Consider the following 17,127-nt stretch of genomic DNA (forward strand, 5'->3'; position numbering starts at 1 on the left):
AGGTGAATTGATGTCGGAGAAGAATGGATTTTTACTGGGATTCCGCCTAATTTTATCGGTTTCCAAAGGAGTGATATATGAAGACCATGAAGCGCCGCAGTATACTGGCAGCAGGCACAGCCGGTGCCGCGTTCACTATTCTTCCTTCATCGGTTTTGGCTCAGGCCGCAAAAAAGAAATCGGCTTTTCCTGAAACCGAACAGCTTCCGCCGAGTGAACGGCTCAATATCGGTTTTGTGGGAGCAGGGGGCCGGGCTCAGGCAAATATCCGGGGGTGCATGAAGCATAATATTTATGCGCTCTGTGATGTTGATTCGGCTCGCGCCGCCGCGGCGTTTTCGCATTTTGATAAAGCCCGGCAATATGATGACTGGCGGGTGATGATGGATAAAGAGGCGAAAAACCTCGATGCGGTGGTGGTGTCGACTCCGGATCATAATCACGCGGTGGTGACGATGGCCGCCATGCAGAACGGCCTTGCTGTTTACACGGAGAAACCGCTGACCCGAACCATTTCCGAAGCCCGGATTCTTGCGGAATATGCCCGTAAAAACCGGATTGTTACTCAGATGGGAAATCAGGGACATTCCAATGGACAGGCCCGTATGGCGGTGGAGTGGATTCAGTCCGGAATTCTCGGTGATGTGAAGGAGGTACACTGCTGGACGAACCGTCCGATCTGGCCGCAGGGCATTGTGCGCCCGGCTGCAGAGCGTATTCCTTTAACCCTGAACTGGGATGTCTGGCTCGGTCCGGCGCCGGAGGCTCCTTACAGTTCGAAAATTGTTCCGTTTAACTGGCGGGGGTTCTGGGACTACGGTTCCGGAGCGCTCGGGGATATGGCGGCGCATATTATCGACCATCCGGTGTGGGCACTCGGGCTGGGTGCACCGCTCCGTGTGACTGTTGATTTTGAGCGGAAAAATCCGGCGAGTGCGGCTGACAGTTTTCCGGTTTCAACGATCGTGACCTATGAATTTGCGGCGCGCGGAAAACAGCCGCCGGTTACGCTGAAATGGTATGATGGCAAAAACAGGGTTCCGCGGCCGGAAGGGCTGGATCCGGAACGAACAATTCCGGAAAACGGCGGGGTGTTTTATTTCGGCGATCGGTACCGCATGATGCAGTCCTGCTACGGTGTGTCGCCCCGAATCTTCCCTGAAACCGATATGCAGCAGGCCGCATCGCAGCTCAAAAATGTGCCGCAGCGTCTGCCGCGTGTCAGCTCGCACTATGAGGAGTGGTTCAGCGCCATTAAAGCGGGTGATCCGTCCATAGCCTTGTCGAATTTTGACCACGCCGGCCCGCTTACTGAAATGATGCTGCTGGCCTGTGTGGCCATGCGGGTGGGACCGGAAACGACGCTTTCCTGGAATCCGGAAACCATGAAAACCGGAAATGATATAGCAGACCGCTATGTGCAGCATGAGTACCGTGAAGGATGGAGCCTTTAAAAAACGGATTCCAATGGTTGGAAAAAATACGGTATTCTGTAAGGGTTTTGGGCTCAGCTAACAGGAGAAAATTATGCCAAAGAAGACGGTGACGATTGAATCGAAACTGAATGATAAATTTGTGATCGAAAGTGAAGTGCGCGGTCATAAACTGGTGATTGACCAGCCGGCCAATGCGGGCGGAACGGATACGGGGGTAACACCGTTGGAAATGGTGTTTGTTTCGCTGGCGGGGTGTCTCGGAACTATTGGCCGGATTGTGGCCATGCAGAAACGGATTGAATTGCGGGGTATGTCGATCAAAGTAGAGGGCGATCTGGATACGGACGGACTGCTGGGCAAGCCGGTTGACGGCCGTATAGGGTTTGAAGGAATTACGGTTACGGTGGATGTGGATGCGGATCTGACGGATGACGAAAAACTGGATTTTCTTCGCGAGGTGGATCATCGCTGCCCGGTTTCTGAAAACCTGCTCCACGAAACGCCGGTTACGATACGGCCGGCATAAACGGCCATTTTATACCGAATGCAGAAAGCCGTCCGCGAGGGCGGCTTTTTTCGTGTTTTACAACGGCGGCGGAATTGTGACAAAATCGCTCCCTTTAACATGGAGAGAAGAATGACGATTAAGGACTGTCTGAATCGGGCGGCTGAGGAGAGCCCGGATTGCATAGCCTTGAAATTTAAAGCGGACGGTCGCTGGCAGACCCGCTCGTTCAGACAATTGAGGGAACGGGTCTGGCATGTTTCGGAAATGCTGGTGGAACTCGGGGTCCAGGAGGGGGACCGCGTAGCGATTTACCGGGAGAATTCGCCGGAGTGGTTTGAGCTTTATCACGGAATTGTAGGCATCGGGGCGGTTGCGGTTCCGGTGGATGCGAAGCTGCGGGAGAGCGAGGTGCGGCATATTTTCCGGGACTGTGCGGTTTCGGTGGCTTTCTGTTCCTGCCGTATGGCGGAGAATCTGCTGGAAATGAAAGAGCGGATTCCGGAGCTGAAACATCTGGTGATGCTGGACTGTAATGAACGGAACGCGCATTTGTGTGAAGAGCTGGAATGCGAAATGTACGGGGCGTTGTTTGATGCGGTTCATGAAAAGGCCATGACGGACGGGCGGGCTTTTGACCGGTTGAGTCCCTCGCCGGCTTCGCCGGCATCGTTTATCTATACGTCGGGCACAACGGGCCGCCAGAAGGGGGCGGTGCTGACGCATCGGAACTTTCTGGCGAACGTGGAAAGTATAGATCGTTCGCTGCGGTTTTCGAAGGAGGACAATTTTATGCTGATCCTTCCGCTGCATCATTCGTTTGCGTTTACCTGCACCGTGCTGGTTCCGATCTTTAAGCACTGTCAGGTTTCTCTGGTTGAAAGTCTAAAAACCATTAAGGCGGATATGGCTGATGCGTCGCCGACCATTATGCTGGCGGTTCCGCTGCTGCTCGACAAAATGCTGGCGCGGGTTATGGACGGGGTCAACGCAAAGAAGATGGCGCGGATTATGTTCAATGCCGGTCTGGCGAAGGTCATCGGTAAAAAAGTCAAAGAGGGGCTCGGCGGAAAACTGCGGCTGGTTGTTTCCGGCGGTGCGCCGATCAGCCCGGCCACGCTTGAAGGGTGGAATAAACTCGGTCTATTGGTGGTTGAAGGTTACGGCATCACAGAAACCGCGCCGGTTCTTTCGGTTAATCCGCTGGATGCGCCAAAGGTCGGAACAGTCGGTCTTCCGCTCAAAGGGGTTGAAATCAGAATTGATAAACCCAATGCCGAGGGGATCGGTGAAATCTGTGCTAAAGGCGACAACGTGATGCAGGGATACTGGAACAATCCCGAGGAGACCGCCAAAGTACTTCGGGACGGCTGGTATCATTCCGGCGACCTGGGCCGTTTTGATGAGGATGGATATCTGGTGATCAGCGGCCGCAAAAAAAGCCTGATCGTTAACCGCGAAGGCAAAAATATTTATCCTGAAGAAGTTGAGCGGCAGGTGCTGAAAAGCAAACTCGTCCTTGAATGTCTGGCGCTCGGTTACCGGGAAGCCGAGGAGACCGGGGAGCGTGTCGGTCTGATTGTGGTGCCGAATCAGGAAATTATCGACGGCATGCACACCCATGAAGGGGCTAATCTTACCGATGAGGTCATTGAGGAGCTGGTGCGCAAAGATGTGCGCGAAAAGCTTAAGGCGCTCGCCGATTACAAACGCCCCCGGAAAATCGAGGTGCGGTTTGAGGAGTTTGAAAAAACCACTACGCAGAAAATCAAGCGCTACCTCTATGACATCAGTGTGTAAGCCGGAGCGATTCAAGTTAAGAGAAACAACCAGGAGAAAAAATATGAAAGAATGGACGTGGGGCGGGTTTGCACTGACCTCGTTAATCAGCAGTGCAGCCATGGGGGCCGGGTTCCAGCTTTACACGGAAGGGTCTGCCGAGGCACTCGGACAGGCCGGAGCAATCAGTGGCCGGACCAATATGACCTCGCAGGCGTGGTACAACCCGTCCGCACTGGGCGGAGCCAAACGTCCGGCCCTTATGATCGGAAGCTCGTTTGCTTCGATTCATACGGATTTTAAGAGCGATATCTCGGCTGCGCAGAATGATACCATGTCGGATGAATGGCGGGCGATTCCGCATCTTTATTATGTGCAGCCGCTCAGTGATAGGCTGACCGGAACGCTTTCAATAAATGCGCCCTATGGGCTGATTACGGAATGGGATGACGGCTGGACGGGGGCGGCGATTGCCACCTATTCCGATCTTGAGGCCATCTACATTACGCCTTCTGTGGTCTGGCAGGTGACGGAGGCGTTGGCGGTTTCTGCCGGGTTGAATGTGGTGAATGCTGAGGCACAACTGGAAGGAACCGGTCGTGTGGTTGAGGGGGATGATATCAATTATGGCGGCACATTTTCCGCCCATCTCCAGCCGCTGGATGACTGGGGATTGGGTTTACGTTATCAGTCACGTGTAAATCTGGATATTACGGGCTCAGTGGACATAATTGGAACAGGTAGCTTTCCGGCATCTGCTGAATTAACATTGCCTTCATCTATCAATGTGGGACTTGCAAATACAACTTTTAAAGGCCTTTCCCTTGGTCTGGATTTAGTCTGGACCGAATGGAGTACGTATGACGTGCTGGATATCGAGAATCCAGCAACAACCGCATTGACTTCTCAGAAGGACTGGGAGGATGTCATCAGTGTCCGTCTTGGTGCGGAGTACGCGCTGGGGGATGACTGGAAGCTGCGCGCCGGGTATATTTGGGATGAATCGCCCATTCCGGATTCAACCCGTGCTCCGGAGATGCCCGGAACGGACCGCCAGATGATTACGATGGGTTTCGGGAGGCAGTTCCGGAACACCATGACGCTGGATGCGGCCTACTCTTATCTCTGGTCGGATAAGGGTGATATGGGAAGCAACTATACCGCTCTTGATCCGACACTTGCCGGAACGTTTGAAACAACCACTCATCTGCTGGCCGTTTCGCTGGGATATACGTTTTAAATTGAAAACATCTGTAGCTGTAAAGGTCTGTTCCGGAATTCCGGAGCGGACTTTTTTTTGTCGGGAAGAGGGGCACAGTTTGTCATGGTTTCCGGCGGAACGAGATTTCCGCCGCAGGAACTTTCATGACAAGCGATGTTGACGCAGCTGATTTGTGAGACGTAGTTTATGGCTAATGAATAAGTTCATCCATATTCTGTTAATGCTGGCGTTGCTTCCCGTGGTTGTATCCGCGCGTGAAGAAACACTGGAAGAACGAAAACAGCGAATTGTCCGTAAATATCTTCGGGAAAACGCAACCATCACCCAAAGTGAAATAGTGGTGCCGTCCGAAATGGAGGAGGATGAACGGCTTCTGGAGTCGGAAAAGTTCCGGGATACGAAAGATATGTCGCTCGAGCGGGAGGAGCCGCTGGACAAACCCTTTATTCCGCCGCCTCCGGCCCGGCCGGTGCCCAAGGCCGATGTAAACTGGCTGCTAGGCGATTCCGATGAAGAGGTCACGGAATTTGATATGTACGGAAATCCGATCGATTCCGCTTCGGTGGAGAGCGAAGACAACCTTTGGTCGTGGGATCGTTCCGGAAAAGACGGGACTGAGCGCCGCAGGGAAACCTATTCAAGAGACGGGGAACGGAGGGCTGAAAGGTCCGTCAGAGATTATTTCGGCCGGGAAACACGTGTCCCGGGGGATGGGGAACGGGCTTCCTCTCCATTCCAGACTGATTCAGGGCTGTTCGGGCGCAGTCGGAACACGTACAGTTCAGGCTTCGGTCTGCAGGGAAACAGGCGGACCTTCGGGGCCGATCCCGAAGAAGGGCTGCTTTCTCCGTTCCCTCAGTACAGATCCTCAGACAGTTCTCAGCAATACGGCGGGACTACCGGTTCCGGAACGCAGTCCCGACAAGGGCATCAACCCTATCAAAGTGCGTATGAGCAGGAACGAGAACAACGGCGTAAACAGTGGGAAGGGCTGAATCAGAACCTGGAGAAACAGGAAGAACAGTTCAAGCGTCCTGACACTTATCAGCGATGGAAAGAGCGGAACAAATCCTACGATCCGCTGGCCGATGATGCTTATCTGAACCCGCAGAACCGCTAGTCGGTAATTTCCTTATAGTTGATCAGCTTGCCGTCTACGAGCACGACTTCATATCTGCTTTCGGAAAGAATGCGGGTCAGTACTTCGGCTTTGCGCTTCATATCCTGATTTACCGGGTCGTAAATTTCTGCACCACGGGCTTCTTCTTCATAGGTATAATAGAGGTATTCCGCACCGTTCCGTGATTCCTCAGCATCGGGCCTGCCCAGAACAGATTCCACTTCTTCCCGAGTCATCCCTTCCCGGACATCACTGAGTTTCCAGGGTTTAAAAGAAGTGGCACATCCTGCCAGAAGAACAACCACACCTGCTACTAAAACTGATCTCATTGTTTTCATGCTTCAGAGCATAATTCGAGACTTTGTAAAAGTAAACCCTAGGCCTCTTCCGTTTTGGGTCCGTCAGAACCGTCTTCCTGTTTTTCGTCGGTTGCTTCCGATTCTGATTTTCCGGCGGAATTCTCTGGTTCCGGTTTTTCGGAAGTTTCCGGAAGTTTACCGGTTTTCATGATCGAATCCACTTCCTCAAAGTCCAGCACTTCGCGTTCAATCAGAATTTCGGAAAGAGCGATCAGCTGTTCCTTGTTATCCGTCAGGATTTTCATGCACTTGTCATAGGCTTCGGTAACGATGCGCCGAACCTCTTCATCAATCAGCCGGGCGGTCTGCTCACTGAAATCGGGCGATCCGGTAATACCCTGCCCGAGGAAGACCGGCTGGTTGTTGCTGCCGAGATTCTGCGGGCCCAGTTTTTTGCTCATGCCGTATTCACAGACCATGGCCCGGGCGATCATCGTGGAGCGCTCAATGTCATTGTGTGCTCCGGTGGTCACATCTCCGAAGATCAGTTCTTCAGCTGCGCGTCCGCCCATAAAGGCCACCAGATCGGCTTCAAGGCGTTTCTGGCTCTGCGTATAGCGGTCTTTCTCCGGCAGCTGCATGGTGGCACCCAGCGCCCGGCCGCGCGGAATGATGGTGACTTTATGGATCGGTTCACACTCCGGCATGTGATACATCGCAACGGCATGGCCCGCTTCGTGATAGGCGGTCAGTTTTTTCTCTTCCGCGTCCAGCACGTGGCTGCGGCGTTCGCGGCCCCACATCACTTTATCACGTGCTTCCTCCATATCCTGCTGTTCCACAAAATCCGCTCCCCGGCGCGAGGCGAGCAGCGCGGCTTCATTCACCAGGTTTGCCAGATCTGCTCCGGAAAATCCCGGTGTTCCGCGCGCGGTTTTACGAAGGTCTACCTGGTCGGAAAGCCGAACATTGCGGGAGTGGATCTTCAGAATCTGCTCACGGCCTTCGAGGGTCGGGGGGTCAACCACCACCTGACGGTCAAAACGGCCGGGGCGAAGCAGGGCCGGATCGAGAACATCGGGGCGGTTGGTGGCCGCCACAATAATAATGCCTTCCTGTGTGTCAAAACCGTCCATTTCCACAAGCAGGGCATTCAGGGTCTGCTCGCGCTCATCGTGTCCGCCGCCGATTCCGCTGAAACGGCTACGGCCGACGGCGTCAATTTCATCGATGAAAATAATGCACGGGGCGTTTTTTTTGCCCTGTTCGAACATGTCGCGGACCCGGGAGGCGCCGATACCCACAAACATTTCCACAAAGTCGGAGCCGGAAATGGTGAAGAAGGGAACGTCGGCTTCGCCGGCCACTGCTTTGGCGAGCAGGGTTTTACCGGTACCCGGCGAGCCGGAGAGCAGTACCCCTTTCGGCATCTTACCGCCGAGTTTCTGGAACTGCTTCGGATCCCTTAGAAATTCAACAACCTCCTGCAGTTCTTCTTTGGCCTCATCCACACCGGCCACTTCATTGAAGGTGATTTTGTTTTTGTCCTGCGTCAGCAGTTTAGCCCGGCTTTTGCCGAAGCTCATGGCTCCTCGGCCGGCATTTTTCATCTGACGGATAAAGATGAAATAAATGACGCCGAAAATGAGCAGAAACGGGACAATATTGATGAGGATTGAGGTCATCGCGGTTTTCAGCGGCTTACTCTCAATTTCAACGCCGTGCTCTTTCAGCGTTTCCTGCAGCATCGTGTCATCGCGGAAGGGAATGTAGACCTTGAATTTAGTGGTTCCGCTTGCATTCAGGTCTTTTGATTCACCGGTGGCGAACTGATTGCCTGAGCTGTCATACGAAAGTACCACTTTGGAAATGCGTTCGGCCTCCACCTGCTTCATGAAAGCAGAATAGGACATTTCATTGGCCGCATCCGGGGATTTCGTGAAAAGCTGTAAAACGACGAGAAAAACCGCAACGGCCAGGAAGGAAATGGCCAGGCCGCGCATAGGCATTGGCGGGGGCCCTTTCTTGTTCGGCTTCTCTGACTTCGGATCTTTCTGTTGGTAATTATCTGACATATTCTCTTCTTTCTTTGAAAAACAGGCCGAAAACTAGCATTCACCGGGGGCGAATGCAACGCGTACAGGAACAAACTTGGAGTCATTCAGTCCGCTTTTTGTTCAATCTTGAGGTGTAGCGATTGAACGGAGAAATCCGTGACCTCCCAGCCGCGCGCAATCCGGTAGCCCGGAAGCCAGATAATCTCCCCTTCACATACCGCAACAGGCAGCATTTTTCGCTGTGCCCGGGGAATTTTAAGGTCGGTCAGAATATCCTGCAGTTTCCGGGAACCCTGCATGCCCAGCGGTGTCATACGGTCGCCGGGCTGCACGGAGCGAACCGTAATTTTCCGTTTGCCGGCCTTGCGGGCGCAGACCGAGGCCTCGGCGACCGGATCTCCGATGCGGCTTTGATCTTTTTTCCAGCCGGTTCCGGCCTTTACCGTCAGTTGCCAGGAAATTTCCGGAGACCGGGAGGAGGCGTCTTCAAACCGGGGAACGCCGTATTCAATCACCACCCGTTGCCGGGCATTCAGTTCATAGATCAATGTTCCGGCCGATTTTTCCATTAAATGAAGAATCTGCTCCACGGTTTCAAATCCGGCCTCTTCAGCACCATGGTCAAACAGCCAGTTTCGCAGCAGGCGTCGTTTTGCTGCCAGAGGTAATCCGGGATCCGATAATCTGGACCCGGCAATGCGCTGCTCCATCCATTCATTTTCAGCGCGCAGTATTTCGGTGGTCCGACGTATTGAATCGCGAATATGGGGATTCAGTTCTTTTTCAAGCAGGGGAAGAATCCGGTGGCGTACCCGGTTGCGCAGAAATCCGGAATCTGCGTTGCTGGAATCCTCCCGCCATGTAAACCGGTTTGCTTTCAGCCAGTGAAGAATTGCGGATCGCGGAATCTCCAGCATCGGCCGGATGATCCGAAGGTTTCCAAGGATCTGGAAACACGGCATTCCGCTCAGTCCCTCCGGACCGGCTCCCCGGGCAAGTTTCAGAATAAAGGTTTCAACCTGATCGTCGGCGTGGTGGGCGAGGGCAATAACGGCCTCTCTGAATTCGGCGAAAAAATCGTGCCGCGCCTGCCGAGCGGCCATTTCGATGGACAGCCCGGTATTTTCTGCCAGGGCCCGGACATCTGTGGTCTTTCCGACCATTGGAAATCCGGTTTCTTCCGCCAGTTTACGGACGAAGGCTTCGTCGCCGTCGGATTCCGCACCGCGAAGCTGATGATTAAGATGGGCCAGTGTACACGGAATGTTCAATGTTTGAAATGCACGGACCAGTGCCACGGAATCGGCACCGCCTGATACCCCGACTACAATGGGGGAATCGGGGGAGGGCAGATGATAGGCATTACATTTTTTTTGGATGAGCGCAGGAAGATTCATGGTTGGTAATTACAAACACAGTATGGGTTTGTAAATTTAAAAAGGGCGGTCGGATGGGGGTGCGGGGAGATTAAATAATACTTTAACTTGAAGGTGCGGCGGGTGGCTAGTAAATTTTACTAGTTACATTTTGGAGGTATATTCATGCAGATTTCTGAGGGAACAACAGAATGTGTCTGTGAGTTTATTAATGAATGCCCTTTTTTTGAACGCCATGAGGGACTGGAGAATACGGTTCGAACGGTAAAGGAGGTTTTCTGCTATGGAGAAAAGCAGGATTGCGCTCTTTATCAGATTGCGCGGGAAATAGGCATTCAGCATTTGCCGGACGAGCTCCTCCCGTTCGACCATCTCTCCGTGGAATCGATTCTCTCCCAACGTACATAAAAAAGGTCCCCGGCATTCACCGGGAACCTTATGAAGCATTCTAATTTTTAGCACCGCAGCATTTCTTGTATTTTTTGCCGCTGCCGCACGGACAGGGGTCGTTTCGTCCGACCTGTTTAGCCGCCACCGCCTGCGGTACCGGTTTGGGCTGCGGCGGAGGTTCCATGCCGGGCGGAAGACCCATGCCCGGAGGCGGTGCGCCGATGGGCTGCGGACGGGCCTGCTGCTGAGCGGCGGTCTGAGCCTGCGCAGTGGCAACGGCCAGAGCCGAAACCTGCGGATTATGCTGTGCCCGCATATTCGACATGCTTTTGAAGAATTCCTCTATGGCTTCAATCGAAGTGGCGGAACGGAATATGGCGGTTGAGATCTCTTCATAGATCCGGTCCATCAGATCCATGAACAGATGATAGGCCTCGCGTTTGTATTCAATCAGCGGATCGCGCTGGCCATAAGCCTGAAGACCGATGGATTCACGAAGGCTGTCCATGTTACGCAGGTATTCCTGCCAGTGTTCATCAATCGACTGAATAATCATATGACGTTCAAGACGCACCAGCGATTCATCATCCTCGTGGATGGCTTTCACGTCATAGGCTTTTTTGACCGCATTGAGCACTGTTTCGGTGAGGGATTCCGCCGTGATTTCATCCGGCAGATCTTCTGTGCGCATACCGAGCGGGAAGGTGGTGTTGACCCAGGCGATGAATACTCCGCAATCCTCTTTGTTTTTGGTAACCGCTGCATCGGTCGCGTGGGAAAGAATCGCCTGTTCGACGGCATGATAAATCAGCTCGCGCGGATTTTCCGTGGTCAGCGCCTCAGAGCGGAAATCATAGATTTCCGTACGCTGGGCATTCATGACATCATCGTATTCGAGGGTACGTTTACGCATCATGAAGTTCTGCTGTTCCACCCGGCGCTGGGCTGTTTCAATGGATTTGTTGAGCCAGGGATGTTCCAGCACTTCGCCCTCTTCGATGCCGAGCCGTTCCATGATACTGGAAATCCGATCGGATCCGAACAGACGCATCAGATTGTCTTCCAGCGAAACATAGAAACGGGTAACGCCGGGGTCACCCTGCCGGGCCGAGCGGCCGCGCAGCTGGCGGTCAATCCGCCGCGATTCGTGGCGTTCGGAAGCGATCACATAAAGGCCGCATGGTTTTTCTTCGAGCAGTTTTCTCAGCGGTTTTCCGTCGACCTTGGACTCCAGTGAAAATTCTTTGGAGTCCAGGTCTTTTTTGTCGAGATAGATTACCCCTTCGCCCAGTTTGATGTCGGTACCGCGACCGGCCATATTCGTGGCAATGGTTACGGCGCCGGGCTGTCCGGCGTTAGCGACAATTTCAGCTTCGCGGGCATGGTTTTTCGCGTTCAGTACATTGTGGACAATGTTCTCCCGGCGCAGCATGCGGCTGAGCACCTCCGAGGTTTCAACGGCGACTGTACCCACCAGTACCGGCTGTTTACGGGCATGGGCGGCTTTAATCTCCTCAATGATGGCCCGGAATTTTTCACGCTGTGTTTTATACACCTGGTCATTGAGGTCCACCCGGCGGACCGGCCGATTGGTCGGAATCACCATCACGTCAAGGCCGTAGATCTGATGAAATTCGTCGGCTTCGGTCTCCGCAGTACCGGTCATGCCCGAGAGTTTTTTATACATGCGGAAATAGTTCTGAATGGTGATGGTGGCCAGCGTCTGGGTTTCGCGCTCAATGGTTACACCCTCTTTCGCTTCCACGGCCTGGTGAAGCCCATCCGACCAGCGCCGCCCGACCATCAGACGACCGGTGTGCTCGTCGACAATATGCACCTGTCCGTCCTGCACCACATAATCGACGTCTTTTTCATAAACGCTGTATGCGCGGATTAACTGGTCAACCGCGTGAACCCGCTCGTTTCGCAGGGCATAATCCTCCTGAATCGCGCGGCGTTTTTCCATGATTTCTTCCGGCGTCATATCGGTTGCGCCGTCGAGTTCCGCCATCATGGATACCATGTCCGGCAGAACATACATATCCGGGTCATCCGGGTTGAGCTCCGCGCAGCCGATTTCGGTGAGGTCGGCATCGTGCCCTTTTTCGTCGATGGTGAAGTAAAGCTCCTGCCGCAGTTCACGGGCCAGTTTTTCATTTTCCTTTTTGAGCATCTCCATCTGGGTTTTTTCGAGAAGTTTGCGATATTTAACGTTCTCGATCAGATGCATCAGCTGTTTGTTTTTCGGCATGCCCTGATGGACCTGGTAAAGTTTCAGACCGGCCTCATAATCTTCGTTCCGCTCAAGGAGATCTTTGGCTTCTTTCAGCAGTTTTGTGCAGAGGTCACGCTGCCGGCGTACCAGACGTTCAGTTGCCGGCTGCAGTTCCTCATACTGGGTAGAAGAATAGGGGCGGGGCCGGAAATAATCAGCGGGGTACGGGCTTCGTCGATCAGAATCGAGTCGATTTCGTCGACGATGGCAAAGTTGTGCCCTTTCTGCTGCACCATATCCTCGGGACTGTAGGCCATGTTGTCGCGCAGGTAGTCAAAGCCGAACTCGGAGTTGGTGCCGTAGGTAATGTCGCAGAGATACTGTTTACGCCGTTCCGCCGGCGGCATCATGTTTTTCAGGCAACCGACTGTCAGTCCCAGCCACTTGTAGAGATGGCCCATCCATTCAGAGTCGCGCTGCGAATGATAATCGGAGGTGGTGACCACGTGGACACCCTGGCCGGAAAGTGCATTGAGATATACCGGAAGGGTGGCCACAAGGGTTTTACCTTCACCGGTCGCCATTTCAGCAATCATGCCTTTATGCATGGCCAGACCGCCAATCAGCTGGACATCAAAATGAACCATATTCCAGTCGATCGGATGGCCGATAACCTCCACCGTCGTACCGCACAGACGGCGCGCAGCGTTTTTCACCACAGCAAATGCTTCTAGCTCTATGTCTTCAAGGGTTTCGCCGTTCTGGAGACGATCTTTAAACTCCTGCGTTTTGGCCTGCAGCTGCTCGTCGCTCAATGCTTTATACTCTTCGTCGAATGCATTGATTTTTTCGACCAGCGGACGCATCTTTTTCAGGTCGCGCTCATTCTTCGAGCCGAGAATCTTCTTCAATATCCAATTCATGTCAGTTCCTAATTTGCAAAAAGAGGTTGAAACCTAGCGCATTTACCTGGAAGCAACAAGCCGTGAGTCGCACGAAGAAAGAGGTTGCGGTGCCCTTTTTTAAAGAATTCCGGAGGTTGAAAAACTTGAAACCAACATGCGCTCCACATAGCATCTATTGCTATATGGATGATAAAACAACTCCGGTGCCACTGGTGATCTTCGGTGTGCCGTTTCATAACGTCACGTTCGAGGAGGCCATCGACTGGATCGTCGAGCGCGTGCGTTCCGGCCAGCCGGCCAATATTGCCACGGCCAACCTCGATTTTGTTACCCGGGCCTGGGATGACCCCGAACTCCGCCGGATTCTCATTGATGCTGATCTTGTGCTCGCTGACGGTTTTCCCATGGTCAAACTGTCTCCGTTTTTCGGTCCGAAACTCAAAGACCGAGTCACCGGCTCAGACCTCACGCCGCTGCTTGCTGAGCGTGCGGCAAAGGAGGGGATGAGCATTTACGGTCTCGGCTCCGCAGCGGGGGTTGCTGAAAACGCGCTTAACATTCTGAAGCAACGCCACCCCGGCCTCATCATCGCCGGCAGTTTTGCACCGCCGTTTGCTCCGCTTCTTGAAATGGATCATCGCGAAATTCTTCAGCGACTGGAAAAAGCAAAACCCGATATTCTGCTTGTTGCCTTCGGGGCTCCGAAGCAGGATAAGTTTATCAGTATGCATGTACGCAGCTGGAATATTCCTGTATCCATCGGCATCGGAGCATCTCTTGATTTTATTTCCGGCAAACAGAAGCGGGCCCCGAAATTCCTGCAGAAATGTTGCCTCGAATGGCTCTGGCGCGTCTGCTGCAGCCCGCATCGCTTATGTTCGCGCTACGTTGCCAATCTGCGTTTTCTGCTCTCCGCTTCACGCCAGATGCATTCGATTCATAATATGCCCGATCATGAAGTCAGCTTTCAGTCTTTGGATGAGCAGCACATCCGGACTCTGGAAAAGCACCGGATTGTTACCGATTATTTCCAATCCCTGGAAACCGGACAGAAGGCTGCGGAATTTATTGAAAGAATGCAGAAGCGGACCGGCGAAAATAACCTGCTGCTTGATCTCCACGCTATTCCCTGGCTCAACAGTCTTGAGCTCGGTGCCCTGCTCGAAATCAATAAGTTCTGTCGCGGTCAGGGCTGTCGTCTGATTCTCTATGCGCTCCGTCCGAAAGTCAGGACCCTGCTGGAAACCTGCCGGCTGACAGACTATTTTGTGATCGTCTGCACCGTGCAGGATGCCGTCGGGACGGCGGATAAACTGGCTGAACATGCCGATGGCGAAGCTGTTTTTTCGGAGGGTCAGCTCAAGTTAAAACTGCCTATCGAACTCAGTGCTGCTTCGCTTCCTGTTTTTGAACATTCGACTCAGTCGTTGCAGCAGGAACTGCTGCAGGACGGGAGGCTCAAATCAATAGAGGTTAACGCTGAGCAGCTCGATTTTATCGACAGTGCCGGGCTCGGCTATCTCATCGCCCTCAAAAAAAAGGCTTCTGATTCCGGAGTCAGTATGTCCGTCAGAAACCTCACCCCCGCGTTACGCCGCACCTTCGAAATCGCCCGCGTTGATCAGGTACTTCTGTAAAATCACCCCGGTTGTTATACATTGCGCCCGCTTCTGAATAATGTGATCGTGTATTGAGGCGCAGGTCTATTTCCGCACCGGTATTATTCAGCCGCTCGCGAGTTTGTGAGCATGGCGGGTGGTTTCCGGCAGTTTGTATCGGGTGACGCATTGCATAACCAGTTTCGGAGCCGTGTGAATACTGACGCGGTGGCCGGGGGAAATATAGAGCGGTTTGATATTGGAACGCGTACGCAGGACAACGCCAATCTGTTCGGTTTTATCCATCAACGGAACAAAGCTGCCTTTTTTGGGCGGGACTTCATCATGCGTGCCTATGAGGCGCGATTTTCCGACACCGATCGCCGGGATGTTGAGCAGCAGACCAAGGTGGGCGGCGATTCCGAAACGACGGGGATGGGCGATGCCCTGGCCATCGCATAAAAGCAGACCGGGTTCTTCACTCAGCTTCAGCATAGCCTCTAAAACACAGGGCACTTCCCGAAAGGAGAGCAGACCGGGAATATACGGGAAAGATGTCGGGCGGTGAGCCACCGCCGTTTCAATCACTTCCAGGGTCTGGAAGTCCAGTACGGCAATGGCGGCGCGGGTGATGGTATTGTCCGCTTCAAAGCCGACATCCACACCGGCCACCGTTTTAATTTCCCCGAAATCATCCGTCAGTCTGATATGAGACTGCAGCGACTTCTGAATGGCAATCGCTTCCTTCGGGCTGACATCCCATGGGTGCATGATTCCCTTTTGTCAAAGGTCATAAAATATTTGGTCGAATGTCGGAGACCTTTGACGGTGGGCATTCCGACCTTCGACGAAGCGGCAAAGCCGCTACATTTTTTTGAATGCCTCCAGGAAGGCATCGATGTGCATTTCGGTATGGGCGGCGGAGACGAAGGCGACTTCGAATCCGCTCGGCGGGGTGTAGAACCCGTGATCGAGCATATGGTGAAAATAGGCCGCGTGTGCTTTCTGATCGCACGCTTTGGAGTCATCCAGATTCCGAACGGCCTTTTTACGGAAAAACGGCGTGAACATGCCGCCCCGTTGTGCGCAGTGCAGATCCAACCCTTTTTCGGCAGCAATACGGTTGATCCCGTCAGCCAGTTTTCTGCCAAGTCTCTCCATCTCTGGATAAGGATTTTCATCGCGCAGCAGTTCCAGCGTTTTCATACCGGCGGCCACCGCCACCGGATTGCCGCTGAGTGTGCCGGCCTGATACACCGGACCCAGCGGTGCGAGGCTGGACATAATTTTCGTGCTGCCGCCGAGGGCCCCGATCGGCATACCGCCGCCGATGATTTTTCCCAGTGTGGTGAGGTCGGGTTTAATGCCGATGGTATGACCGAATGTCGTCGGCGCCAGACGGAAGCCGTTAATAACTTCGTCAAAAATCAGCAGGGTACCGTAGGCTGCGGTTGCTTCGCGCAGTCCTTCAAGGAATCCGGGTTCCGGTTCAACCAGACCCATGTTACCGGCAATGGGTTCGACGATGACGGCGGCAATATTTTCCCCGTCGGCTTTCAGTACTTCCTGAACTTTTGCGAGATCGTTGTACGGAACCACATAGACTTCTTCGGTGGCGGCCGGCGAAACGCCGGCGGAAGAGGAGGTGCCGCCGGTCAGCAGGCCGGACCCGGCGGCGACGAGCAGGTAGTCGGAGTGGCCGTGGTAGCAGCCGTCGAATTTAATGATTTTGCGCCGCCCGGTATAACCGCGCGCCAGACGGATGGCACTCATGACCGCCTCCGTGCCCGAACTGACGAGGCGCACCATGTCCATTTCCGGAATCAGGCTGGTGATCAATTCCGCAAATTCCGCTTCTTTGGCGGTGTTAGCCCCGAAGGTCAATCCATTCTCCGCCGTTTTGGCAACCGCATCGACCACTTCATCGCGGGCGTGCCCCAGAATCAACGGGCCCCACGATCCGCAGAAATCAATCAGTTCCGTGCCGTCTTCTGTCTGCACATACGCGCCTTTACCCGATTTAAAATAAACCGGCGTTCCGCCGACCCCGTTAAAGGCGCGGACCGGGCTGTTCACTCCGCCGGGAATCACTTTCTGTGCGCGTTCAAACCATTTTGCTGAATTCATAGTGTTTTCCTGTTGTAAATTATACTGATTCCATTTTTCGCCCTGTCTGGTTAAACGACCGGGAACTTGGATTGCATGGGTTCACAGTCATTATGTCT

At 53.6% G+C, this 17,127-nt stretch carries 14 protein-coding genes; 7 read left to right on the top strand and 7 right to left on the bottom strand.

Translation table 11 applies throughout. The features are described from left to right. Positions 1-77 precede the first annotated feature (77 nt). From EGM51_16195 to EGM51_16215, 5 genes are all read left to right on the top strand, one after another. Positions 78-1,454, top strand: coding sequence for a Gfo/Idh/MocA family oxidoreductase (locus EGM51_16195; protein QBG48863.1), 1,377 nt, complete (start codon positions 78-80; stop codon positions 1,452-1,454). Between the two features lie 70 nt (positions 1,455-1,524). Continuing rightward, entirely contained in the window at positions 1,525-1,962 is a 438-nt protein-coding gene (locus EGM51_16200; GenBank protein QBG48864.1) for an OsmC family peroxiredoxin, read from the top strand. 18 nt (positions 1,963-1,980) lie between these two features. Further along, positions 1,981-3,741, top strand: a complete 1,761-nt coding sequence (locus tag EGM51_16205) for a long-chain fatty acid--CoA ligase (protein QBG48865.1) — start codon at positions 1,981-1,983, stop codon at positions 3,739-3,741. Then, entirely contained in the window at positions 3,614-4,960 is a 1,347-nt protein-coding gene (locus tag EGM51_16210; protein ID QBG48866.1) for a hypothetical protein, read from the top strand. The genes EGM51_16205 and EGM51_16210 overlap by 128 nt, the downstream gene beginning before the upstream one ends. Before the next feature lie 175 nt (positions 4,961-5,135). Continuing rightward, the gene (locus EGM51_16215; protein QBG48867.1) at positions 5,136-6,062 is read left to right on the top strand and encodes a hypothetical protein; all 927 of its coding nucleotides are present in this window, start codon (positions 5,136-5,138) and stop codon (positions 6,060-6,062) included. Here the strand turns inward: EGM51_16215 and bamE are convergent. The 3 genes from bamE to tilS form a co-directional block, all read right to left on the bottom strand. After that, entirely contained in the window at positions 6,059-6,400 is a 342-nt protein-coding gene (gene bamE / locus EGM51_16220; GenBank protein QBG48868.1) for an outer membrane protein assembly factor BamE, read from the bottom strand. The genes EGM51_16215 and bamE overlap by 4 nt on opposite strands. A 38-nt stretch (positions 6,401-6,438) precedes the next feature. Continuing rightward, positions 6,439-8,436, bottom strand: coding sequence for an ATP-dependent metallopeptidase FtsH/Yme1/Tma family protein (locus EGM51_16225; protein QBG48869.1), 1,998 nt, complete (start codon positions 8,434-8,436; stop codon positions 6,439-6,441). A gap of 86 nt (positions 8,437-8,522) precedes the next feature. Beyond that, entirely contained in the window at positions 8,523-9,815 is a 1,293-nt protein-coding gene (gene tilS, locus EGM51_16230; GenBank protein ID QBG48870.1) for a tRNA lysidine(34) synthetase TilS, read from the bottom strand. Positions 9,816-9,959: 144 nt separating this feature from the next. Between tilS and EGM51_16235 the strand changes: the two genes are divergently transcribed. Continuing rightward, a complete protein-coding gene (locus EGM51_16235; protein ID QBG48871.1) occupies positions 9,960-10,202 on the top strand; it encodes a hypothetical protein in 243 nt (80 codons plus the stop codon). 40 nt (positions 10,203-10,242) lie between these two features. Here EGM51_16235 and EGM51_16240 read toward each other — a convergent pair whose 3' ends face one another. Both EGM51_16240 and EGM51_16245 read right to left on the bottom strand, forming a co-directional pair. Then, the gene (locus EGM51_16240) at positions 10,243-12,435 is read right to left on the bottom strand and encodes a hypothetical protein (GenBank protein QBG48872.1); all 2,193 of its coding nucleotides are present in this window, start codon (positions 12,433-12,435) and stop codon (positions 10,243-10,245) included. Positions 12,436-12,509: 74 nt separating this feature from the next. Then, positions 12,510-13,322, bottom strand: a complete 813-nt coding sequence (locus EGM51_16245) for a hypothetical protein (GenBank protein ID QBG48873.1) — start codon at positions 13,320-13,322, stop codon at positions 12,510-12,512. Positions 13,323-13,486: 164 nt separating this feature from the next. On the opposite strand from EGM51_16245, the gene EGM51_16250 reads away from it, so the two are divergent. After that, complete coding sequence (locus EGM51_16250) at positions 13,487-14,941, top strand: WecB/TagA/CpsF family glycosyltransferase (GenBank protein ID QBG48874.1); 1,455 nt, start codon at positions 13,487-13,489, stop codon at positions 14,939-14,941. A gap of 87 nt (positions 14,942-15,028) precedes the next feature. Here the strand turns inward: EGM51_16250 and EGM51_16255 are convergent, their stop codons facing one another. Beyond that, positions 15,029-15,673, bottom strand: a complete 645-nt coding sequence (locus EGM51_16255; protein QBG48875.1) for a deoxyribonuclease V — start codon at positions 15,671-15,673, stop codon at positions 15,029-15,031. Positions 15,674-15,766: 93 nt separating this feature from the next. Continuing rightward, entirely contained in the window at positions 15,767-17,029 is a 1,263-nt protein-coding gene (hemL, locus tag EGM51_16260) for a glutamate-1-semialdehyde-2,1-aminomutase (GenBank protein QBG48876.1), read from the bottom strand. Positions 17,030-17,127: the final 98 nt, after the last annotated feature.

This window comes from Verrucomicrobia bacterium S94 (assembly GCA_004299845.1).
Taxonomy (GTDB): domain Bacteria; phylum Verrucomicrobiota; class Kiritimatiellia; order Kiritimatiellales; family Pontiellaceae; genus Pontiella.

Bases quoted from the DNA above. Each gene is read 5' to 3' on its own strand.
- EGM51_16195 (QBG48863.1), top strand. From the start codon at position 78: ATGAAGACCATGAAGCGCCGCAGTATACTGGCAGCAGGCACAGCCGGT.
- EGM51_16205 (QBG48865.1), top strand. From the start codon at position 1,981: ATGCAGAAAGCCGTCCGCGAGGGCGGCTTTTTTCGTGTTTTACAACGG.
- EGM51_16210 (QBG48866.1), top strand. From the start codon at position 3,614: ATGTGCGCGAAAAGCTTAAGGCGCTCGCCGATTACAAACGCCCCCGGA.
- EGM51_16215 (QBG48867.1), top strand. From the start codon at position 5,136: ATGAATAAGTTCATCCATATTCTGTTAATGCTGGCGTTGCTTCCCGTG.
- bamE (QBG48868.1), bottom strand. From the start codon at position 6,400: ATGAAAACAATGAGATCAGTTTTAGTAGCAGGTGTGGTTGTTCTTCTG.
- EGM51_16225 (QBG48869.1), bottom strand. From the start codon at position 8,436: ATGTCAGATAATTACCAACAGAAAGATCCGAAGTCAGAGAAGCCGAAC.
- tilS (QBG48870.1), bottom strand. From the start codon at position 9,815: ATGAATCTTCCTGCGCTCATCCAAAAAAAATGTAATGCCTATCATCTG.
- EGM51_16235 (QBG48871.1), top strand. From the start codon at position 9,960: ATGCAGATTTCTGAGGGAACAACAGAATGTGTCTGTGAGTTTATTAAT.
- EGM51_16240 (QBG48872.1), bottom strand. From the start codon at position 12,435: ATGCCGAAAAACAAACAGCTGATGCATCTGATCGAGAACGTTAAATAT.
- EGM51_16245 (QBG48873.1), bottom strand. From the start codon at position 13,322: ATGAATTGGATATTGAAGAAGATTCTCGGCTCGAAGAATGAGCGCGAC.
- EGM51_16250 (QBG48874.1), top strand. From the start codon at position 13,487: ATGGATGATAAAACAACTCCGGTGCCACTGGTGATCTTCGGTGTGCCG.
- EGM51_16255 (QBG48875.1), bottom strand. From the start codon at position 15,673: ATGCACCCATGGGATGTCAGCCCGAAGGAAGCGATTGCCATTCAGAAG.
- hemL (QBG48876.1), bottom strand. From the start codon at position 17,029: ATGAATTCAGCAAAATGGTTTGAACGCGCACAGAAAGTGATTCCCGGC.